Origin of the sequence: Phytohabitans kaempferiae (assembly GCF_042433955.1) — a bacterium.
In the GTDB taxonomy this organism is placed as follows: Bacteria; Actinomycetota; Actinomycetes; order Mycobacteriales; family Micromonosporaceae; genus Phytohabitans; species Phytohabitans kaempferiae.
Window position 1 is genome coordinate 168,127 of record NZ_JBHLUH010000009.1, and the last position, 20,868, is coordinate 188,994.

Annotated in this window: 23 protein-coding genes; 5 read left to right on the forward strand and 18 right to left on the reverse strand. The window is 72.9% G+C overall.

The features are described from left to right. Positions 1–36: 36 nt before the first annotated feature. Positions 37–960: an ABC transporter substrate-binding protein gene (locus ACFFIA_RS07520; protein ID WP_377247538.1), complete on the forward strand. Its 924-nt coding sequence runs from the start codon at positions 37–39 to the stop codon at positions 958–960. Positions 961–1,317: 357 nt separating this feature from the next. Here ACFFIA_RS07520 and ACFFIA_RS07525 read toward each other — a convergent pair whose 3' ends face one another. From ACFFIA_RS07525 to ACFFIA_RS07550, 6 genes are all read right to left on the reverse strand, one after another. Next, positions 1,318–1,461, reverse strand: a complete 144-nt coding sequence (locus tag ACFFIA_RS07525; RefSeq protein ID WP_377247540.1) for a hypothetical protein — start codon at positions 1,459–1,461, stop codon at positions 1,318–1,320. 271 nt (positions 1,462–1,732) lie between these two features. Further along, the gene (locus ACFFIA_RS07530) at positions 1,733–2,596 is read right to left on the reverse strand and encodes an alpha/beta fold hydrolase (protein ID WP_377247543.1); all 864 of its coding nucleotides are present in this window, start codon (positions 2,594–2,596) and stop codon (positions 1,733–1,735) included. A 17-nt stretch (positions 2,597–2,613) separates the two neighbouring features. After that, positions 2,614–3,441: a 3-methyl-2-oxobutanoate hydroxymethyltransferase gene (locus ACFFIA_RS07535; RefSeq protein WP_377247546.1), complete on the reverse strand. Its 828-nt coding sequence runs from the start codon at positions 3,439–3,441 to the stop codon at positions 2,614–2,616. Positions 3,442–3,455: 14 nt separating this feature from the next. After that, positions 3,456–3,941, reverse strand: a complete 486-nt coding sequence (locus tag ACFFIA_RS07540) for a hypothetical protein (protein ID WP_377247549.1) — start codon at positions 3,939–3,941, stop codon at positions 3,456–3,458. Between the two features lie 7 nt (positions 3,942–3,948). Beyond that, positions 3,949–5,235 carry an aromatic ring-hydroxylating dioxygenase subunit alpha gene (locus ACFFIA_RS07545; protein ID WP_377247552.1) on the reverse strand — a complete coding sequence of 429 codons (1,287 nt, stop codon included), beginning with the start codon at positions 5,233–5,235 and terminating at the stop codon, positions 3,949–3,951. An 89-nt stretch (positions 5,236–5,324) separates the two neighbouring features. Beyond that, the gene (locus ACFFIA_RS07550; RefSeq protein ID WP_377247555.1) at positions 5,325–6,446 is read right to left on the reverse strand and encodes a cupin domain-containing protein; all 1,122 of its coding nucleotides are present in this window, start codon (positions 6,444–6,446) and stop codon (positions 5,325–5,327) included. A 124-nt stretch (positions 6,447–6,570) separates the two neighbouring features. Between ACFFIA_RS07550 and ACFFIA_RS07555 the strand changes: the two genes are divergently transcribed. Together ACFFIA_RS07555 and ACFFIA_RS07560 are read left to right on the forward strand one after the other, a co-directional pair. After that, entirely contained in the window at positions 6,571–8,169 is a 1,599-nt protein-coding gene (locus tag ACFFIA_RS07555; RefSeq protein ID WP_377247558.1) for an ethanolamine ammonia-lyase reactivating factor EutA, read from the forward strand. Between the two features lie 58 nt (positions 8,170–8,227). Continuing rightward, positions 8,228–8,623: an STAS domain-containing protein gene (locus tag ACFFIA_RS07560; RefSeq protein ID WP_377247561.1), complete on the forward strand. Its 396-nt coding sequence runs from the start codon at positions 8,228–8,230 to the stop codon at positions 8,621–8,623. Between the two features lie 9 nt (positions 8,624–8,632). On the opposite strand, the gene ACFFIA_RS07565 is transcribed toward ACFFIA_RS07560, so the two are convergent. Then, entirely contained in the window at positions 8,633–8,833 is a 201-nt protein-coding gene (locus tag ACFFIA_RS07565) for a hypothetical protein (protein WP_377247564.1), read from the reverse strand. 172 nt (positions 8,834–9,005) lie between these two features. Between ACFFIA_RS07565 and ACFFIA_RS07570 the strand changes: the two genes are divergently transcribed. Beyond that, positions 9,006–9,755, forward strand: coding sequence for a FadR/GntR family transcriptional regulator (locus ACFFIA_RS07570; protein ID WP_377247567.1), 750 nt, complete (start codon positions 9,006–9,008; stop codon positions 9,753–9,755). Positions 9,756–9,759: 4 nt separating this feature from the next. On the opposite strand, the gene ACFFIA_RS07575 is transcribed toward ACFFIA_RS07570, so the two are convergent. The 6 genes from ACFFIA_RS07575 to ACFFIA_RS07600 all read right to left on the reverse strand — a co-directional run bounded on the left by ACFFIA_RS07575 (position 9,760) and on the right by ACFFIA_RS07600 (position 15,164). Further along, on the reverse strand, positions 9,760–10,500 hold the full coding sequence (locus ACFFIA_RS07575; protein ID WP_377247570.1) for a class I SAM-dependent DNA methyltransferase: 741 nt from the start codon (positions 10,498–10,500) through the stop codon (positions 9,760–9,762). Between the two features lie 86 nt (positions 10,501–10,586). Next, positions 10,587–11,249, reverse strand: coding sequence for a DUF2306 domain-containing protein (locus ACFFIA_RS07580; RefSeq protein WP_377247573.1), 663 nt, complete (start codon positions 11,247–11,249; stop codon positions 10,587–10,589). Positions 11,250–11,462: 213 nt separating this feature from the next. Beyond that, positions 11,463–12,125: a response regulator transcription factor gene (locus ACFFIA_RS07585; protein ID WP_377247576.1), complete on the reverse strand. Its 663-nt coding sequence runs from the start codon at positions 12,123–12,125 to the stop codon at positions 11,463–11,465. A gap of 37 nt (positions 12,126–12,162) precedes the next feature. Then, positions 12,163–13,320, reverse strand: coding sequence for a sensor histidine kinase (locus ACFFIA_RS07590; protein ID WP_377247579.1), 1,158 nt, complete (start codon positions 13,318–13,320; stop codon positions 12,163–12,165). A gap of 87 nt (positions 13,321–13,407) precedes the next feature. Continuing rightward, entirely contained in the window at positions 13,408–14,064 is a 657-nt protein-coding gene (locus ACFFIA_RS07595) for a response regulator (protein WP_377247582.1), read from the reverse strand. After that, the gene (locus tag ACFFIA_RS07600; RefSeq protein ID WP_377247585.1) at positions 14,061–15,164 is read right to left on the reverse strand and encodes a sensor histidine kinase; all 1,104 of its coding nucleotides are present in this window, start codon (positions 15,162–15,164) and stop codon (positions 14,061–14,063) included. The genes ACFFIA_RS07595 and ACFFIA_RS07600 overlap by 4 nt, the downstream gene beginning before the upstream one ends. A 154-nt stretch (positions 15,165–15,318) precedes the next feature. Here ACFFIA_RS07600 and ACFFIA_RS07605 point away from each other — a divergent pair, with 154 nt between their 5' ends. Then, the gene (locus ACFFIA_RS07605; RefSeq protein WP_377247588.1) at positions 15,319–15,936 is read left to right on the forward strand and encodes a hypothetical protein; all 618 of its coding nucleotides are present in this window, start codon (positions 15,319–15,321) and stop codon (positions 15,934–15,936) included. 40 nt (positions 15,937–15,976) lie between these two features. Here ACFFIA_RS07605 and ACFFIA_RS07610 read toward each other — a convergent pair whose 3' ends face one another. Genes ACFFIA_RS07610 through ACFFIA_RS07630 form a run of 5 tightly spaced genes read right to left on the reverse strand, consistent with a single transcriptional unit; the run spans position 15,977 to position 20,867 of the window. Beyond that, positions 15,977–17,194 (reverse strand): MFS transporter, encoded by a 1,218-nt coding sequence (locus ACFFIA_RS07610; RefSeq protein WP_377247591.1) that lies wholly within the window; start codon positions 17,192–17,194, stop codon positions 15,977–15,979. Then, positions 17,191–18,012, reverse strand: coding sequence for an ATP-binding cassette domain-containing protein (locus tag ACFFIA_RS07615; protein ID WP_377247594.1), 822 nt, complete (start codon positions 18,010–18,012; stop codon positions 17,191–17,193). Before ACFFIA_RS07615 ends, ACFFIA_RS07610 begins: the two co-directional genes overlap by 4 nt. Then, entirely contained in the window at positions 18,012–19,049 is a 1,038-nt protein-coding gene (locus tag ACFFIA_RS07620; RefSeq protein ID WP_377247597.1) for an ABC transporter ATP-binding protein, read from the reverse strand. Before ACFFIA_RS07620 ends, ACFFIA_RS07615 begins: the two co-directional genes overlap by 1 nt. Continuing rightward, a complete protein-coding gene (locus tag ACFFIA_RS07625) occupies positions 19,046–19,930 on the reverse strand; it encodes an ABC transporter permease (RefSeq protein WP_377247600.1) in 885 nt (294 codons plus the stop codon). The genes ACFFIA_RS07620 and ACFFIA_RS07625 overlap by 4 nt, the downstream gene beginning before the upstream one ends. After that, complete coding sequence (locus ACFFIA_RS07630) at positions 19,920–20,867, reverse strand: ABC transporter permease (RefSeq protein ID WP_377247603.1); 948 nt, start codon at positions 20,865–20,867, stop codon at positions 19,920–19,922. Before ACFFIA_RS07630 ends, ACFFIA_RS07625 begins: the two co-directional genes overlap by 11 nt. Position 20,868: the final 1 nt, after the last annotated feature.

Sequence of the window (20,868 nt, forward strand, 5' to 3'; positions counted from 1 at the left end):
ATTAGTCTCATATCAAGATCGCGCGAAGGAGGTCCCGTGGTGCCGACACTCCGGGCGGTGTCCCGAGGCCAGGGCAACAACGCCGCCGTCAGGTCCGGCGAGGTGGCGGCGGAGGGCTTCACCCTGGAGTTCGAGGAGGTGCCGGTCCTCGTCCACGCGTTCCGCCGGATGGTCCGCGAGCTGGCGTACGACGTCTGCGAGATGGCGTTCACGACCTACCTGTGCGCCCGCGAGCACGGCGTGCCGATCACCGCGCTGCCAGTGTTCCTGGTCCGGGGCTTCCACCACGGCGCGATCGTGCGGGCCGCGACCAGCGCCGTCCGGCATCCCAAGGAGCTTGAGGGGCGGCGGGTCGGCGTCAACCGCGGCTACACCGTCACCACCGGCGTCTGGGCACGGGCGGTGCTGGCCCGCGAGTACGGCGTCGACCTCGACCGGATCACCTGGGTCCCCTCCGGCGACGAGCACGTCGAGGCGTACCGCCCGCCGGCCAACGTGGCGCCGCTCGACCCGGGCCGCTCGATGACCGAGGCCCTGCTCGACGGCGACCTGGACGCCGTGGTCGGCGTCGAGGCGACGACGCCGGACCTGGTGCCGCTCATCCCGGACCCGGTGGAGGCGGGCCACGCGGCCCTCCGCTCGCGCGGGCTGTACCCGATCAACCACCTGGTCGTGGTCCGCGACGACCTGCTCGCCGCACACCCCACGCTGGCGGGGGCGCTGACCCGCGCGTTCACCGAGTCGAAGGACGCGTACGTGCGCCGCCTGGCCGCCGAGGGCCCGGCCGACCCGACCGACGAGATGTACGCCCGCGTGATGCGCGAGGTCGGCGGCGACCCACTGCCGTACGGCGTGGCGGCCAACCGCGGCATGATCGAGGAACTGGTCGACAACGCCCGGCGCCAGCGGATCCTCACCCGCCGCCCCGCGCTCGACTCCCTCTTCGCGGTCGCCGCGTAGGACGAGCCTCGCTGGGGTCACGCTCGAAACAGGCTGGTCAACCTACCCAACACATCGATAAGCATCGCAGTATCCGGATCGACGTCGGGCCATGGACGCCGAGTGACCGGAGGAACGCATGCGGGGCAGCTACCTGCCGGGCATCACCTTTCCCGAGTACTTCTCCTACATGCGCGGTTTCCCCCGCTTCGCCGCCACCCTGCCCGCCGACGCCACGCCGTACGCCCCACTCGCCGGACTGGGAACACCGCCTGTGGGACCTGATCGGCCGCTACCTGAGCCCGCCCGCGACCGTGCGCCGCAACGGGCGCGGGTACGTCGCGGTCATGCACCGCGAGGCGCTCGTGGGGCTCGGCGTCAAGCGGTGATCCGGGACGTCACCAGCTCGATCCGCTTGCCGTCGGCGACCTGCCGCTGGAGCGCGCGCAGGATCAGCCGGAGCAGGCCCGGCGAGCTGAGCTCCAGGATCCCCCGGCCGCCCACGCCGCACGGGTCCGCCAAGATCCCGACAACATCCCTGACTTTGCTGCCTCCCGCTACGGACGTAACAGCAAGTTCCCCGATTTTGTCGCCACGCGCCGCCACGGACGCTCGATCACGCCCTCCACCCCGACTCCGAAAGCCCTAGTCGGCGGCTGGCTTGCGGGCGACCAGCCACGTGGTGACGGGCCAGCGCGGGTTGTCGCGGACCGGCCATCGCGTGGCGGTCGCCGGGGCGGCGGCCCAGGCGCTCGATCGGGCCGGAGACTCGCATTCAAGCTGCTCGATGGCATCATTCGCCGCTCCGCTCGGCGGCGCGGAGGAAGTCGAGCAGGAGCGGGATCGTCGCCTCCTCGGTCTGCTCGGCCACGGGCGTGTCCCAGTACCGGGCGCCGGGCAGGCACTCCTCCAGAAAGCGCGCCGCGGAGGTGGCGTGGGACGCGTCCTGCCCCGGTACGACCAGCGCCGGCGCCGCCACGCGCATCAGCTCCTCCGGCTCCGGTCCCGGTACGGTGTCGCGGTCGAAGAGCGTGCGGGCGGTGCCGCCGGCCACGAGCTGGTACCAAAGCGGGTCCAGCCCGGCGTACGCGCGGGCGAAGCCGTCGTCGGCGCGGAGCACGGGCGCCCACGGGCCGACCCGCGCGTCCTCGCTGAAGCCCTTCCCCTCGGCGCGGGCCAGCTCGACCACCGCGGCCAGCCCGTTGGCCCGGACGAAGACCTCGTGCTCGGCGAAGCGCGCGTGCTGGAGCATGCGGTACCGGGCGCCGCCCGCCGGCGAGTAGAGCACCAGACCGCCGGTCGCCTCCGGGTACCGCACCGCGAACTCGGCCACCACCGAGCAGCCGACGCAGCCGCCCATCAGGTGCGCCCGGCGCAGGCCCAGGTGGTCGAGCAGCCCTTTGCCCTGCGCCGCGTAGTCACGCCAGGACAGGGACTGGACCCGCCCGCCGGAGCGGCCCGACTCGCGGCGGTCGAAGAGCACGCAGCTGAACTCCTCGGCGAGCCGGGGCACCAGGTTGAGTCCCTTGTAGACGCCGTGCCGGCTCCAGTTGTCGAGCCGCGCGTTGAAGCCGCCGGGCGAGAACATCAGCAGTGCCGGGCCGCTCCCGACGACCTCGTAGTACGTCGCGATCCCGTCGATGTCCACAGTGGGCATGGTGACTCCCGGTCCGGTCAGGCGGGCGGTGTGGCGACGCCGCGCAGGTGCCGCCCGGCCCGCACGTCGCCGGCGTACTCGCTGATCGCCTCGTACGCCACGCGGGCCACGTTGGCGTACGCGCCGGCCGCCTCCTTCTCCAACGACTCGGCACCGTAGCCGAGCGCGGCCGTGGCCAGGCGCATCCGGCCGTCGAGCCACGGGCCGCCGCCGAAGCCGCCGACCACCGGGATGCCGACCGAGGCGACCACGGCGGGGCCGACGACCGGGCCGGAGTTGGTGAAGTTGAGCAGGGCCGCGCCGGCGGACTCCAGCAGCTTCGCCTCCGCGACCATCCGCTCGGTCATCGCGGCCGGCACCTCCTGCGCGGCGTCCGCCTGGCCCGAGTAGGCGACCCCGTACCGCAGGGCGGTCTGCGGGGTGATGCCGAACTGGGCGAACACCGGGATGCCGGCGCGCGTGACCGCCCGCACCGCCTCCGGGTAGTCGGCCGCGCCGTCGAGCTTGACCAGATCCGCCCCGGCCTCCTTGACCAGCCGGATCGCGGCGCGCACCGCGCTGTCCGGCCCCTCCTGGAGCGGCCCGTACGGGAAGTCGCAGCTCACCAGCGCCCGATTCACGCCGCGCCGCACGGCCCGGCAGACCACGATCATCTCCTCCAGGGTCACCTCGAACGGGGTGCGGTGCCCCCACAGGTTGACCCCGACCGTGTCGCCGACCGAGACGATCTCGACGCCGGCGCGGTCGACGATCCGGGCGATCTGGTAGTCCCAGGCGACCACGCCGACGATCTTCTCGCCGCGCGCCTTCATGGCGTGCAGGTCGGGGAGGGTCACGGCTGCCATCACACAAGCTCCGTTCAGGCGCGCAACGCGGTCAGGACGGCGCCGATGTCGTCCTCGTCGCCGGTCAGCAGCAGGACGCGGGCGTACGGCCGGAGCATCGCGACCGCGTCGAGCGCCTCCGGCCCACCGTCGACGACCAGGCCGGCGGTCATGATGCCGCGCTCCCGGCAGATCCCGCCGATGCCGGCCGCGGCGCCCGCCCCCTCGGGCGAGGTCGCCACGAGCACGCCCACGTCGGCACCGTCGAGCTCCGCGGCCACGTCGGCCGTCCCCGGTGAACCCCCGTGCAACGGTCGCATCCGGTCACCGCCGGCCGGGGCGAAGAACCGCGCGGTCGCCCAGGACCGATCGGCGGCGACCCGCCCGACGACCGCCTCGGCGGCGGCGTCGAGGGCGAACACGCGAGCGCCCCGGGACGGCGCGATCGGCGCGTCGATCCGGAAGCGGGCCTCGGCCGCCGTCGCCGCCCGCGCGCAGCTGTTGAGCAGGATGGGTCGCATGGTCGTCCTAAATGGAGGACTGCCGCACGCCCGGCCGCACGCTCACCGCGTCGCGGCAGGACTCGATGAAGGCCTCGTCCTTGGGGAGCACGACGGCCGCGGAGCGTACCCTCTGGTGTTCGGGCTCGATGCCCGGCGGCGGCGTGCCCTGGTCGCGGAGGGCGACCACCGCGCGGCGCAGCTTCTGCCTCGCCTTGATGATGCCGCTGTCGGCGGGCACGAGCCGCTCCTTGGTGCGGTCGACGATCGGCCCCATGCTCTCCTGGAGCGACGCGTCCTGGATCGCGATGCCGCGCACGCCGGAGAAGTTTTCCCCGCTGCGCTGCGTGGCGCGGTCCATCAGGTAGTCGTTCTCCTTGTTCTGCACCGGACGGTACGTGCCCGGCATGTTCTCGCTGTGCACGCCGAAACCGTCCATCATGGCCTGGCGCTCCTCCGGCGTGAGCGCCCGCACGGGGTGGTAGTCGAACGTGTAGACCCAGCAGTTCTCGTCGTCGATCGGGACCCAGAAGTGGCCGTGCACGGGGTGGTCGCCGCGCGGCGGCACCACCGTGAAGGCGGGCATCACCCACGGCGTGATCCGCCAGTAGTAGTGCCCCTCCTCGGCGTTGCGCCGGGCGCCCACGAAGAGCCCGCCCGGCGCGTCCACCACTTCGAAGAACGGCTTGAAGTCGCTCATGTTGTACTGGTTGCCCTTGGCGCCCTTGAAGAGCGGGTCGCTCTTGAGCGCGCCGGCGTGCAGCCAGGAGACGTGGCTGGAGTCGATGCCGCCCTCGAGCGCCTGGAGCCAGTTGCTCTCCTGCCAGCGCTTCGACGTGTACGTCTGCTCGGACGGCACGTGGACGAACTCGAACTCCGGCAGCGACGGCTGGTGCTGCGGCTCCCCCATGAACGCCCAGAGGATGTCGCCGACCTTCACCAGCGGGTACGCCCGGAGCTTGACGTTGCCGCAGAAGCTGCCGTTGTCGGGCTCGGAGGGCACCTCGACGCACTGGCCGGTGACGTCGTACTTCCAGCCGTGGTAGGCGCAGCGCAGCCCGCCGTGCTCGTTGCGACCGAACCACAGGGAGGCGCCGCGGTGGGCGCAGAACTCGTCCATCAGGCCGTAGCGCCCGTGGCTGTCCCGGAAGGCGATCAGCCGCTCGGAGAGCAGCTTGACCCGCACCGGCGCGCAGTCGTCCTCGGGCAGTTCCTCGGCGAGCAGCGCGGGCAGCCAGTAGCGCCGGAACAGCTCTCCCATCGGTGTGCCGGGGCCGGTCTGCGTCAACAGCTCGTTGAGTTCCCTCGTCAGCACCTCGGCACCTCCACGCTTCCCGCCGCGCCCGTCGCAGCGGGCGCCGGCCAGGCTAAAGATAATACCATTAGATAATCAGAGCAATCGCTTCAAGATCGCGACTTGGGCGGGAGCGTGCCGAGCTCGGCCTGGTACGCCTCGTCCATCCGCGGCTCGGCGCCGCTGACCCGCAGCGCGTCGGCGAACATCGAGCGCACCTCGGCCGACTCGTCGGCGTAGTCGATCTGGTGACCGCCGACGCGCCGGCTGATCCACGCCTTCGGCACGCCCTGCCCGTTGCGGATCGCCACGCCCTCGTGCTTGAGCGCCAGGTACCGGGCCGGCGTCGTGCCGGTGTTGAAGTGCTGGTGGTACCACATGTTCGGGGGGACGATCAGCGTGCCGACCTCCCAGTCGTACCGCTTGGGCTCCTCCCCCTCGGCCCACATCAGGCTGTACCCCTCGCCGGAGAGGATGATCACGTACGCCCCGGGGCCGTGCGCGTGCGCCTTCTTGTACGTGCCCACCGGAAACTGCGAGATGTGGCTGTTCATCGAGCCCTTGGCCAGCGCGAAGCGGATGTGCCCACCTCCGGCGCCCCGCTCTGCGGCGGAGACGAGCGGCAGGTTGACCGCGTCCGCGACGAAGTTCGTCCGCAGCAGCAGCCCGTCCTGCTCGCCCTTGTCGGCGAAGTAGTCCGGCTCGCCGTCGAAGCGCCCGGTGAAGTCGTGCGAGGTGTTGAAGACGAAGTCCGGGTCCTCGTAGAGGTTGATGACCGGCGGCGCGTTGGTCACCGCGACGTAGCGCGCGGGCTCGGAGCCGGAGGCGTTGTAGTGCCGGTGCCAGGTGTTCAGCGGGATCGCGAAGAGCGCGCCCTCGCGCCACTCGAACGACACGCGCTGCCCCTGGTCGTTCCAGACCTCGGTGGAGCCCTGGCCGCTGAGGACCAGGATCATCTCCTCGAAGAGCTGCCGCTGCGGGGCGAGCTCGCCGCCGGGCGGGATCTCCATGACGTAGCTGTCGTTGGACGTGCGGGACGCGTCGTGGTTGAGGAACACCGCGCTGCCGCCGCGCCGCGCCCACGGCTTGAGCTCCACCGTCCGCAGGTTTCGCACGTAGATGGCCGGCAGGATGTCCAGCCCTTCGGCGGCGACCCAGCGCGTGTAGGGGGACTCCTTCTCCGTGGCGAACTTCCTCGCCGTCTCGTCCGAAACCAGGGCGGTATCCGTCATCGTCGCCTCCTCGCGGCCTGCCACAGCCGGCCCGTCGCCGATGCCGCACACGGCTCCGGGCCCGTTGACCGGTGATGGTATCCCAGATATGGTCTGAATGTTAGTCCAATCCGGGAAGGGGCCGATGGAGCAGCCGCACAGCCTCCATGAGCACGCGCTCGGCGACTACACGCCGCACGAGCACGGGCCGGACGCGGACCACGACCATGACGACCCGGCGACGTACGGCCCGCCCCACGAGAGCCCGCTCTACCTCCAGGACAACGTGACGCTGACCAGCGTGGGCATCGACATCGGCTCGGCCGGCACGCAGGTCGTCTTCTCCCGGATCCACATGAGACGGTTGGGCGAGCGGCTGACCAGCCGGTACGTAACGGTGGATCGGGAGCCGCTCTACCGCTCGCCGGTGCACCTGACCCCGTACGCCACGGCCCACCGGCTCGACCACGACGCCATCGCCGAGCTGGTCGACGGCGCCTACCGCACCGCCGGCCTCCGCCCGGCCGACCTCGACACCGGCGTCGTGATCCTCACCGGCGAGGCGCTGCGCCGGGAGAACGCGTCCGCCATCTCCGCCGCCCTCTCGGCCGATCGCGGCGACTTCGTCTGCGCCTCCGCGGGCCACCACATGGAGGCGATGCTGGCCGCGTACGGCTCCGGCGCGGTCCGCCGCTCCCACGACACCGGCGAGCGGCTGCTCAACGTCGACATCGGCGGCGGCACCACGAAGCTCACGCTGGTCGAGGCGGGGCGCGTGGCGCGGACCGCCGCGTTCCACGTCGGCGGCCGGCTGGTGGCGGTCGATCCGGACGGCACGGTCATCCGCATCGAGCCCGCCGGCGCGCGCCACGCGCGGCGCTCGGGATACGACTGGCGGGTCGGCGACCGGGTCGACCCGAAGGCGCTCGACCGGGTCGCGCGGGAGATGGCCGACCTGCTGGTCACCGCGGTCACCACCTGGCCACCACCGGCGCACGCGCTGGCCTGGTTCCTCACCGAGCCGTTCCCGGCCACGGACGGAGTCGACGCGGTGATGTTCTCCGGCGGCGTCGCCGAGTACGTGTACGGGCGCGAGGAGCGCGACTTCGGCGACCTGGGGCACCGGCTGGGTCCAGCGATCCGGACGCGGCTGGCGGAGCGCCGGCCGGACCTGCCGGTGCGCCCCGCGGGCGAGTGCATCCGGGCCACCGCGCTCGGCGCCTCCGAGCACACGGTCCAGCTCTCCGGAAACACCTGTCACGTGTCCGATCCGCGCGCGCTGCTGCCCCGGCGCAACCTCCAGGTGGTACGGGCGCCGGTTCCGCTTCCGGACGAGGTGGACCCGGCCGAGGTGGCGACCGCGATCCGGGAGCGGCTGGCCGCCTTCGACGCCGGCGGGGACACCGACGTCGCCATCGCGCTCGGCTGGCGGGGGCCGCCGTCACACCGCCGCCTGCGCGCGCTCGCCGACGGTGTGGCCGCCGCGCTCGCGCCGCGTACCGCCGCCGGCCGGCCGATCCTGCTCATGCTCGACGGCGACGTGGCGATGTCGCTGGGCCGGCTGCTGGTCGCCGAGTGCGGCGTTCCGGCCGAGGTGCTGGTGCTGGACGGCCTGACCCTGCACGACTTCGACTACGTCGACATCGGGCGGATCCGGCTCCCCTCCCGCACCGTGCCCGTGACGATCAAGTCACTGGTCTTCGCGGAGCCGGGACACGGCGGCGATCCTCACAATCTGGTTTGACCCCCCGCCTCGGGGGGCAACCACCGCGGCACGATCTATGTTGATCATGAGGTGCGGGATGGATGAAAGCCTGAGTACGATCCGCCGCCGGTATCCGGCCGCCGACGCCTACGGCGAGCTGGGCCTCGCCGTCGAGGTGGAGGAGCGCGACGAGATCACGCTGGTACGCGCGCGGGGGGTCATCGACTTCTGGAACGTCGGGCCGTTGCAGGAACAGTTGCACGACGCGTTGCAGGTGGATCCGGCGCGGCTCGTGCTCGACCTGCGAGATGTGTCCTTTGTAGACTCGACCGGCCTGGGCCTGCTGCTCTCCGTCCAGGACCGGGCCGCGAGCGAGGACGGCTGGCTGCGCCTTGCCGGGCCGAACCCACTGGTGCGCCGGCTGCTGCGCGCCACCGAACTGGACCGCCGCCTGCCCGTGTACCCGACGGTGGCGGCCGCGGCGGCGGCCTGAGCCGGCGGGCTACCGCTGGGGCGGGTCCTCCATCGGTTCGTCCACGCGCACCGGCCCGGGCGCGTCGGCCCGGTCCCGTACCGCCTCGGCCCGCCGTCGCGAGTCACCCTCCGGCTCGGAGGCCGGCCGGCGCATGGCCCGCTCCTCGGTCTCGGTCATCGGGGTGCCGGTCATCTCCTCCTGCGCACCCCGTTCCACTCGCTCAGTCACGTCATCGCTCCCTGACATCTGGGGCATTCCTCCGGTCCGCATTCCCGGGTCGGTCGCGACGAAACGCATGGAGCGCGAAGCCAGCGGTAGAGTGGTATGACATCATTCCTTTGGTCCGACCTCGGGCACGTGCTATGCGGACCTACGTCCACCACTGCGAGGATTCGAAGCCATGGCATCCACGAAGGCGAAACCGGTCGGCACCGGCGACGACGTCGACATGTTCAAGGCGGTGTCCCTCAACCGCGTCTCCCAGGCCATCGTCGACCAGGTCAAGATGCTGCTGCGCGAGGGCCGGCTCAAGCCCGGCGACCGGCTGCCCAGCGAGCGCGAGCTGTGCGAGCGCTTCGGCGTGAGCCGGGTCACGGTCCGCGAGGCGCTGCGTGTCCTGGAGGCCGGCGGCCTGATCGACATCCGGGTCGGCGCGCACGGCGGCGCCTTCGTCACCTCGCCCACCTCGCAGCAGATCGGCGAGGGCCTGGCCGACCTGCTCAACCTCTCCCCGCTCACCGCGCTCCAGGTCACCGAGGCGCGGCAGGTCTTCGAGCTGGGCATCGTGCCGCTCGTGGTGGAGCGGGCCACCGACGAGGACATCGCGGCGCTGCGCGAGCTGGTGGAGAAGCACCAGGCCGCGCTCGACGCCGGCGAGTACACGATGTCGATGTCAGCCGACTTCCACACGCGGGTCGCCGCCGCCACGCACAACCCCGCGATCGAGATGCTGGTGCAGTCGTTTCACGGGCCGCTGCTGATGTCGCTGCTGGAGGCGCAGGTCGTCGCGCCGCTGATGGGGCACCGGGGCACGGAGGAGCACGCCGCCTTCATCGACGCGATCGCCGCACGCGACGCCGACCGGGCCATGGCGATCATGCGGGAGCATCTCCAGCGCACCGCCGACCGGGTCAGCCACGAGCCTGAGTGAGCGGTCAGCCCGCCGGCTTCTCCCAGACCGACACGTGCTTGCGGCTCTCACTGGTGAACGGAGCCCGGCTCCAGTCGTCCCACCGGTCGCGTGGCCGCAGGCCGGCGATCCGCGCCATGAGGTCGAGCTCGGCCGGCCACGCGTAGCGGAACGGCACCGACCAGTAGCTGCCCCGCCCGTCCACGACCTCCAGGTAGTTGGAGCTCATCGCCTGGGTCACCACGTCGTACCGGTCGAAGGCCCACTTGGTCGGGCTGACGTGGAACGTCACCACGTCCTGCCCGGGAGGTAGGCGGCGCAGGTCGGGCACGCCGAGCTCGACCACGAAGCGACCGCCGGGCGCCAGGTGCGCGGCAGCGTTGCGGAAGCAGTCGACCTGCGCGTCCTGCGTCGTGAGGTTGGCGATCGTGTTGAACACGAGGTAGACCAGCGAGAACTCGCCGTCGACCCGGGTCGTGGCGATGTCGCCGATCGTCACGCCGATCGCGTCGCCGCCCGGCTTGGCCCGCAGCCGGGCCACCATCGCCTTGGACATGTCGATGCCGTGCACGGGCACGCCCCGCGCGGCGAGCGGCAGCGCGACGCGCCCGGTGCCGATGGCCAGCTCCAGCGCCGGGCCGGCGCCGGCCAGGTCGGCCAGCACGTCGACCGCCGCCTCGATCGCGGCCGGCTGGAACTCCTCGGCCGTCGACTGGTCGTACCCCGCCGCGACCCGCTCCCCGAAGTAGCCGTCCTCGTCGTCCACCGCCGGACCGTACCCCGCACCGGATCGGCCCCGCATTCCGTTTTCGCGCCCCGGGTCGGCCCGCCGGCCAGGACGCGGAGGCGGGCTCATCCGGCGGTTACGGGCGGCTGGTGCGCCGGTCGGGAGCGCGCGCCGCGGGCGGGGCGGCGCAGGGCCCACTCGGCCACGGCGAGGTTGATCAGCCAGCCGGCGAGCATCAGTACGGCTCGGCCGTTGGCGCCGGGCTGCTCTCCGCCGGACATGATCAGGTACGGCGCGTGGGTGAACGCCTGCGTGCCGGCGCCGAGCCCGATCGCGTAGCCGCGCGCCATCCACGCGCGGTGGCGGGTGAAGTCGCGGCGCAGCGCGGCCGCCAGGCCGAGGAGGATGGCCAGCGCCATGGCCGCGCCGAAGACCAGCCGGAACGCGTTGACGAGGGTCCCGTCGTGCGCCGGCAGGTCGTACGCGAGCGTCATCCACAGCCCGGAGAGCGCGGCCGCCAGTCCACAGGGGACCAGCAGCCGCCCGGCGAGGCGGTGCCACCGGTGCCGGCGCAGGCTCGGTACGAACTGGAAGGCGCCGAGGAGGCAGTACACGGTCGCGCCCACGATGTGCACCACCACGGGCAGCGGGTCCGCGACGAAGCGGGCGTTGCCCGGCGTCATCTCGGGTCCGGTGCTCAGCTCGGTCACTCGCGACGCGCCGGCCACCACCGGCACCAGGCTCAGCAGGATCAATCCGACCGGCACTCGCCACTCTCGCCTCGTCATGGATCGATGGTGGCGGTCGGGGGCGGTCGGCTTCATCGGTCCATGGGCCGCGACCGACCTCGCCGATGGTCGGGGCGCGCGGTCGCACCTTCGGCGACACCGAGGGCGGCGAGGTCCACGCCGGACGGGGACCGGCGCCACGGAGGCGAGTTGTCGGGGGCCACGCCGGCACCGTGCGCCGCTGCCGTGCCGCCCACCGGAGGCGGGCGGCGGTCAGCCCTGGGCGCGCGTGCGGTTGGTCTCGTACGCCCACATGGCGATCTCGACCCGGTTTCGCACGCCGAGCTTCGTCATGAGGCTGGTGATGTGCGACTTGACCGTGCTGAGCGTGATGAACAGCTCGCCGGCGATCTCCTGGTTGGTGCGCCCCCGGGCGACGGCGACCAGCACCTGCTCCTCGCGGTCGGTGAGTGCCTCGATCGGCTGCCGTGGCGGCGCGGCGGGACCCGTGTCGGCGAACGCCTTCAGCAGCCGCGTCGTCACGCTCGGCGCGATCAGCGCGTCACCGGCGGCGGCCGCGTGCACCGCCTGGGCGAGCAGGGCCGGTCCGGCCTCCTTGAGCAGGAAGCCACGGGCGCCGGCGCGCAGGGCCGCGTACACGTAGTCGTCGAGGTCGAAGGTCGTGATGACGACGACGGCGAGCGGATCGCCGACCGAGGGGCCGGCGAGCGCCCGGGTCGCCTCGATGCCGTCCATGCCGGGCATGCGGATGTCGAAGAGGCACACGTCGGGGCGGAGCCGCCGGGCCAGCTCGACCGCGTGCCGTCCGTCGGCCGCCTCGCCGACCACCTCGATGCCGGGCTGGGCGTTGAGGATCATGGTGAGCCCGGTGCGGACGATCTCCTGGTCGTCGGCGACGACCACGCGCACGGTCACGCCGCCTCCCGGCCGGCCGGTGCGGAGTGGCGTTCCGTCACGCCGCGACTCCCGCGCGGGGCAGCACGGCGGTCACGGTCCAGCCCCGGTCGGGGTTGGGGCCCGCCTCGAACGTGCCGCCGAGCAGGTCGGCGCGCTCGACCATGCCGATCAGGCCGTAGCCGGGGGCGCTCGCCGGGCGGACCGCGCCGCTGTCGCCGTCGTCGCTGACCCGCAGGCGCACCGAACTGTCGTCGGCGGCGACGCTCACCTCGATGCGGGTCGCGTGCCGGGCGTGGCGGCGGGCGTTGGTGACCGACTCCTGCGCGAGCCGGTAAAGCGCGGAGCCGACCGAGGGCGGCAGGTCACCGAGGTCGCCGCTCACGGTCACGTCGACCGCGGGACCGGCGCGGAACCGGCCGGCCAGCCGCTCGATGTCGGCGACCTGCGGGCTCGGCGCCAGCTCGGCGGGCTGGTCGCGGCGGAGGACGCGGACCATCGCGCGCATCTCGGCGAGCGCGCGGGACGCCTCCGCCTCGATCACCCGCAGGGCCTCGACCGCGGCGGCGGGCTGCGTGGCCGAGGCGGCGATGCCGGCCTGGGCGCGGATCGCCATCGCCGAGACGTGGTGGGCGACGGTGTCGTGCAGGTCGCGGGCGATCCGCTCGCGCTCGAGGAGCTTGACCCGGTCGAACTCCCGCTGCCGCGCGCTGGCCCGGTAGCGGACCGCGGCGCCGAGCGCGGAGACGCCGAAGAGCACCGCGAAGCCGGCCACCACCTCGCCGCCGCTGATCGTGCCGGCGAGCCCGGCGAGCACCAGCTTGGCCGCGACGATCACCGAGCCGATCGCCGCCTCGCGGCCGGAGCCCCAGCGGTGCAGCGCGTACACCAGCAGGAGCAGGTAGGTCATCGTGAACATGTGGCAGGGGTCGCCGCCGAGCACGAACGGGACGACCGTGGCCACGCCGAAGCCGACCGCCACCGTCACGAGCGGTCGTGTGCGCCGCCACAGCAGCGTGGGCAGCAGCGCGAGGGCGACCACGACGCAGCCGACCCGCCACGGCAGGTCGGGCCGGAAGAGCCCTTCGACCACCACCGCCGGCGCGAACACCGCCAGCAGTGCCCAGTCGCGCCAGACCCGCGCCGGGGCGTGCGGAGGTCGCGGCTCCTCCCAGACCGAACGCAGACGCCAGACCGAACGCAGACGATGGTGCACGGTCCCATCCTACGAAGGCCGGTGCGAATTCAGATCGGCCCAAAGTACGACCGATTCGTCGGGATCGGCGCGGCGGCGGCGCGACCGTCAGCCGCCGGGCGTGACGAGGCCGTTCTCGTACGCGTACACCACGGCCTGTACGCGGTCGCGCAGCCCGAGCTTGGTCAGCACGCGGCTCACGTGGGTCTTCACGGTCGCCTCGGAGATGTGCATGGAGGCGGCCAGCTCGGCGTTGCTCCGGCCGGCCGCGACCTGCCGCAGCACCTCCAGCTCCCGCTCGGTCAGCTTCTCGCCCAGCGCCTCGGCCACCGCGTGGGCGGGCGGCATCCGCAGGTATCGGCCGATCAGCCGCTTGGTCACGGCCGGCGCGAGCAGCGCGTCACCGGCGGCGACGATCCGCACCGCCTCGGCGAGCTGGCCGGGCGGCGCGTCCTTGAGCAGAAAGCCGCCGGCCCCGGCCCGCAGCGCCTCGTAGACGTACTCGTCGAGGTCGAAGGTCGTGAGCACCAGGACGCGGGGCGCGTCGGACCGGCGGCGGATCTCCCGGGTCGCGTCGATGCCGTTGAGCTTGGGCATCCGGATGTCCATCACGACCACGTCGGGGCTGAGCGTCGCCGCGGCGCGCACCGCCTCCGCGCCGTCTTCGACCGCGTCGACGATCGTGATGTCGGGCTGGGCGCCGAGCATGCCCGCCAGCCCGGACCGGATCAGCGCGTGGTCGTCGGCCACCACCACTCGGATCATGAGGTCGACCACGGGAGGCGGGCCCGCACCGCGAACCGGTCACCGTCGGGGCCGGCGAAGACCGTGCCGCCGTACAGCCGGGCCCGCTCCCGCATGCCGACCAGGCCTCGGCCCGCGCCGCGGACCGCGACCCCCGCGGGCATCGCGTTACTCACCTCGATGTCGATCCCTTCCGCGTCGTAGCCCAGCCGGACGGTGGTCGGCGCGTTGCCGGCGTGCCGGCGCACGTTCGTGAGCGCCTCCTGCACGATCCGGAACGCGGCCAGGTCGACCCCGGCGGGCACCGGCCCGCGGATGCCGTCGACCGTCAGCGTCACCGGGAGCCCGGCGTCGCGCACATCATCCACGAGGTCGGCGACCCGCTCCAGCGTGGGCTGCGGCGCCAGCCCGCCCCCGCCGCCGGTCACGTCGAGCACGTGCCGCATCTCGGCGAGCGCCTCCCGCGCGGTGCGGCGGGCCGCGGCGATGTGCTCGCGGGCGGTCTCCGGCTCGGCGTCGATGAGCGCCTCGGCGGCGCCGGCCTGCACCGCGACGATCGACAGCGAGTGGGCGACCACGTCGTGGATCTCGCGGGCGATCCGGGCCCGCTCCTCGGCGACAGCCTCCCCCGTCGCCCGCTCGGCCTCCCGCACCGAGTCGGCGCGGCGCCGCACCAGCCAGCCGGCCCCCCACGCGCCGCAGACGAAGAAGCCCAGGATCACCACCTGGCCCACGCCGTCCGGCTCGCCGTAGTAGCCGAGCGGGAACATCGAGAGCATCGCGACGACGGTCGCCACGCCCGCCGCCGCGGCGGACCACCGGCGCTCCGCGTACAGCGCGGCGGAGAAGGTGGCCACGAGCAGGCTGGGGAACGGGAACGTGGAGTCCTCCATGCCCGGCATCAGCGCGATCCGCACCATCAGGACGGACAGCAGCGCCGCGACCACCCACAACGGTGCGCGGCGCCGCCAGAGCACGGGCGCGGTCACACCGACCGCGTACACCAGCCGCTGCCCCAGCGTCCCGGGCCCGTGCGCGGTCACCGCCTCGACCACGGCCCAGGCCAGCAGCGCGAGGGTCAGGGCCACATCGACCGGTCGCGGGCGGGACGGAGCAGGCACGACGAAAGCCTAGCCATCCCCGCTGACCTGGAGCATCAACCGCCAGAGGTATGCCCGTCAGTCGCGCGACCGACGCCAAGATAACGCCGAGGGCTGCGCCTCGGCGCCCGCCGGGCGACGCCCGCGACCGGCACCGCCACCTAGCGTCGCCACCATGACAACTTCCTTGGGTACGGGCGCCGACTCCAGCCGCGCCAGCCGAGTGGACATCCCCCGGGGCGTCGCCGCGACCGCCCTGGCCGGCACCGCCCTGGCGGCTGTCGCCGGCGCCATCCAGGCCGTGCGCCCCACCGACACCGACCCGCTCATCGACGGCGGCGAACACGTGCTGCTCGCCCTCTTCGCCGCCGCGCTCGTGCTGTGGATGCCCGGCTACCTCACGCTCGGCCGCGCCATCGGCGGCCCGGCCCGCGCCGGCTCGTGGATGGCGGTCGCCGGCACCGCGCTGCTGGCGTTCGCCATGACCGCCACCAACCTCAACGGCGAGGACTACTCGTGGTTTCCCGCGCTCGCGCTGCCGGCCAACGCGCTGTGGGCGATCGGCTCGATCCTGCTGGCGGTCGTCGCCTACCGCCGCCGCGCGCTGCCCCGGCCGCTCGCGCTCGCCCTGCCCCTGATCTGGGTCGGCTCCATCCCGCTGTCGCAGCTCGGCGGCAGCCTGGTCGCCGCCGCCATCTGGGGCGCGATCGCCTGGCTCGCCTGGAGCGGCCCGCGCTGCCCAGGCGTTTCCGCGTCCACGACGACCTCCATGAGACGAGATCGTTCACGCTAACCGGCGGCCCTGGAACGCGGCTGGAGCCCGGGTTGAGCCCTCACTCGCGGCGGTAGTCGCGCAGCTCGTTGGGGCGGGCCCCGAACCGCAGCGCCACGGCGAGCGAGCCGAGCCCGCCGATGCTCAGCGCCACCACCGGCCCGAGCGCGCCGGCGGCGGCACCGACGAGTACGTTGCCGACGGCGGGCCCGCCCCGCGAGGCCATCTGGTGGAAGGCGAGCACGCGGCCTCGGTACCGGTCCGGCGTGTCGAGCTGCACCGCGGTGTGGTTGATGGTCGTGGCCACCGCGTCGTTCGCGCCGATCACCACCGCGCCCACCAGCGCCAGCGCGAGCACCGGCGCCTGGGCGAGCAGGATCGCGCCGAGCGCGTGCAGCGCGGCGCAGCAGACCAGGACCCAGCCGAGCCGCCGGACCCGGAGCACGGTGAGGTAGCCGACGTAGCTGGCGAGCAGGGCGCCGGCCGAGGGGGCGCCGGCGAGCAGGCCGTACCCCTGTGGACCGACGTGCAGCACGTCCACCGCGAGGCTGGGCAGCACCACGCGGTACGCGCTGAGCACGGTCGCGGAGAGGTCGAGCGCCATGAGCCGCCACAGCAGCGTGCGCCGCCGCACGTACCCGACGCCGCGGGCGATGGCCTTGAGGAACGGCTCGGACCGGTCCCGTTCCCGCGCGAAGACCCGGGCCGGCAGGGCGGCCACCACCGCGACCTGTACCAGCAGCAGGACCGCCGCCAGCCCGTACATCAGCTCGGGTCCGCGTACGGCGATCAGCAGCCCGGCCACGGACGCGCCGACGAGTACCGCCACCTCGCGGGAGGGGTTGATCAGCGCGACCGCCTGCCCGAGCCGCTCCCGGCCGACCAGCGCCGGCAGCATCGCCTGCCGGGTCGGATGGTCGAGGGAGGTACCGGCCGTGACGAGCACGACCGCGGCCAGGATCTGCCAGGAGGCGACCCGGCCGGTGACCGTCAGCAGCGCCAGCGCGGTGGCGACCGCCCCCATCACGCAGTAGACGGCGAGCAGGATCCGCCGGCCGTCGAGCCGGTCGGCCAGCGCGCCGGCGAACGGGCTCACCCCGAGCAGCGCGAGTACCTGTGCCGCGCCGACCAGCCCGGTCTGCGTGAGCGAGCCGGTCACCGCGTACACGTGGTAGAGGATCGCGCTGTTGGTGCCGAACGAGCCGACCTGCACGGCGAGCACGCCGGCCCAGTACCGGCGAAACTCGGGAATCCGCAGGACCGAGCGGCCCCCGGTCACGGGTCTTCGCGCGAGCGGCGCCCGGGTACGGCGTCCAGCAGCCTGCGGGTGTACTCGTGCGCCGGCTCGGTGAAGACCCCGCGCACGTCGCCCTGTTCCACGATCTCGCCCTTGTACATCACCGCGACCCGGTCCACCAGCTGCGCCACCACCGACAGGTCGTGGCTGATGAACAGGTACGACAGCTCGTACTCGGCCTGGAGGTCCTGGAGCAGGTTGAGCACCTGGGCCTGCACCGACACGTCCAGCGCGGAGACCGGCTCGTCGCAGATCACCACCTCCGGCCGGGTCACCAGGGCGCGGGCGATGCCGATCCGCTGGCGCTGGCCGCCGGAGAACTCGTGCGGGTACCGGCGGGCGTCCCGCTCGCTGAGCCCCACGCTCTCCAGTACCTGCGCCACGCGGGTCCGCCGCTCCGCCGCGCCGTCGCCGATGCGGTGCACCAGCAGCGGCTCGCCGACGATCTGGCCGACCGTCATGCGGTTGTTCAGCGACGAGTACGGGTCCTGGAAGACCACCTGGAGCCGGCGCCGGGTCCGGCGCAGCTCCCGGGGCCGCATCCGGGTCAGGTCCTCGCCGGCGAAGACGACCGCGCCCGAGGTGGGCGGGTCGAGCATCAGCATGGCGTTGGCGAGGCTGCTCTTGCCGCAGCCGGACTCGCCCACCAGCCCCAGCGTCTCGCCCCGGTGGAGGGTGAGCGAGACTCCGTCGACGGCGCGCAGCGTGTCCGCCCGGCCGCCCCACCGGTTGGCGTGCACCCGGTAGTGCTTGTGCAGGTCCCGCACCTCCAGCAGCGGGAGACGACCGTTCTCGCCCATCACGCGGCCGCCTTGTCGGCGTGGTGGCAGGCGACCAGCGCCTCCTCGGCCACGGCCCGCGGCTCGGGGCGTTCGGTGGCGCAGATGTCGGTGGCGAGCCGGCACCTCGGATGGAACGCGCACCCCGGTGGCGCCTGCCCGGGGGCCGGCGGGTTGCCGGGGATGGCCGGCAGCCGGGTCTTGTACCGGTCCAGCCGCGGCGCCGAGGCCCACAGCCCCCGCGTGTACGGATGCCTGGGCTGGCGGGAGAGCGAGTCGACCGGCCCGGTCTCCACGATCCGGCCGGCGTACATCACGTACACGCGCGAGGTCACCTCGGAGACCACGTCGAGGTCGTGGCTGATGAAGATCATCCCCATCCGCCGCTCCCGCTGGATCTCCCGGAGCAGGTCGAGGATGCGCGCCTGCACGGTGACGTCGAGCGCGGTGGTGGGCTCGTCGGCGATCAGCACCTCCGGCTCCAGGGCCAGCGCGAGCGCGATCATGATGCGCTGCTGCATACCGCCGGAGAACTCGTGCGGATAGCTGCGCAGCCGGTTGCGGGCGTCGCTGATCCGCACCGCGTCGAGCAGCTCCACCGCCGCCCGCCGCGCGTCCGCCCGGCTCATGCCGCGCCGCTTGACGAGCACCTCGCAGAGCGTCGTACCGATGCGGAACACCGGGTTCAGCGCGGTGAACGGGTTCTGGAAGATCATCGCGAACCGCTTGGTCGCCTGGGCGCTGAAGTTGGGGCCGGTCATCGCCGCGGTCATGTCCTCGCCACGGAAGCGCAGGTGGTCGACCTCGATGTGGGCCGGCGGCGTCCGCAGCAGCCCGAGCAGCGTGCGGCCGGTGACGCTCTTGCCCGAGCCGGACTCGCCGAGGATGCCGACCGCCTCGCCCTCGGCCACGGTCAGGCTCACCCCGCGTACGGCCGGCACGTCCCGGTCCGGCAGCCGGAACGTCACGCGCAGGTTGCCGAGATCCACCAACGGCGCCGGGTCCGCGCCCACCGCGGGCCGCGCGGCGGCCGGGGCGCTGCTTTCAGGACCACTCAACTCCGGTACCGCCCCTCCGGGTCGAAGACGTCGCGCAGGCCGTCGCCGACGAAGTTCACGCCGAGCAGCAGGACGGTCAGGCCCAGCCCGGGGAAGATCGCGTTGAGCGGCTGGCGGGTCAGGAACGACTGGGCCTCGCTGATCATGTTGCCCCAGGTCGGCTCCGGCAACTGGACGCCGATGCCGAGGTAGCTCAACGCCGCCTCGTACAGCACCGCGTCGGCGAAGCCGAGCGTGGCCTGCACCATCGCCACACCGAGCACGAACGGCCCGATGTGCCGCAGCAGCAGCCGCGTGTGCCCCATGCCGACGGCCCGGCCGGCGCGGACGAACGGCCGCTTGCGCACCGAGAGCGTGGCGCCGCGGACGACCCGGATCATCGCCGGCAACTGGTTGATCGAGATGGCGATGCAGACGTTCTGGATGCCGGGACCGAGGAACGCCACGATCGCGATGGCGAGCAGGATGCCCGGCACCGCGAGCAGCACGTCCACGATCCGGCCGATCACCGCGTCGACGACGCCGCCCATGTAGCCGGCGACCAGCCCCAGGAGGCCGCCGACCAGCAGCACCGCCGAGGTGACGACGAAGCCGACGAAGATGGAGACCCGGGAGCCGAGCAGCATCCGGCTGAACACGTCCCGCCCGTACCCGTCGGTGCCGAACCAGTGCTCGGCCGACGGTCCGGCGAACCGCTCCGACGAGGTTGGCACGAGCGGGTCGTGCGGCATGATCCACGGCGCCAGCACGGCCACCACGATGACGACCGCGACCACCACGAAACCGGTGATCGGCATCCAGCCCAACTGGCGCAGCACCGAGGACCGGCGGCGAACCGGTGGGATGTCCACAGTAGAGGGAGTCAATACGTCAGTCGGCATAACGCACCCGGGGGTCCAGCATCGCGTACACGATGTCGACGATCAGATTGATCACCACGTAGGTCAGCGTCACGAGCAGGACGATGGCCTGGATGACCGGATAGTCCCGCCGCTCGATGCTGGACAGCAGCAGCGTGCCGAGGCCGGGCAGGTTGAAGACCCGCTCGGTGACCAGGCTGCCGCCGAGCAGGCTGCCCAGGTTGAGCCCGACGACGGTGACGATGGGGATCAGCGCGTTCTTCAGCGCGTGCCGGTACAGCACGCGGCGCCGCCCGAAGCCGGATGCCTGGGCGGTCACCACGTAGTCCTGCGAGAGCACCTCCAGCATCGAGGTGCGGCTCATCCGGGTCACGACCGCCGCGTACAGGGCGCCGAGCGTGACCGCCGGGAGTACGAAGCCCTGTAACGACGTCCAGAGCCCTTCGCTGAGCGGCCGGTATCCGGAGGTGGGGAACCAGCGCAGGTTCACCGCGAAGACCAGCATCAGCATCATGCCGACGAAGAAGCTCGGCACCGAGACGCCGACCAGGCTGGCGGAGAGCGCCAACCGGTCGGCGGCCCGGCCCTTGTGCGCCGCCGCCAGCACCCCGGCCGGGATGGCCAGCACGACCGTGAGCAGCGTGGCCAGGATGGCCAGCGTCAGGGTGACCGGGATGCGTGGCGTGATCAGGTCGGTGACCGGGCGCCGCAGCTGTACGGAGTTGCCGAAGTCGCCGCGGGCCAGGTCACCGAGCCACGCCAGGAACTGCGTGTGGATCGGGTCGTTCAGGTTGAGCTGCTCGCGCAGCGCCTCGATCTGCTCCGGGGTCGCGTTCTCCCCCACCATCGCGAGCACCGGGTCCCCCGGCACCACCCGCACGAGGATGAACAGCCCCACCGCGAGCAGGAAGAGGGTCGGGATCGTGTGGAGCAGACGCTTGACGATGTACCTGAACAAC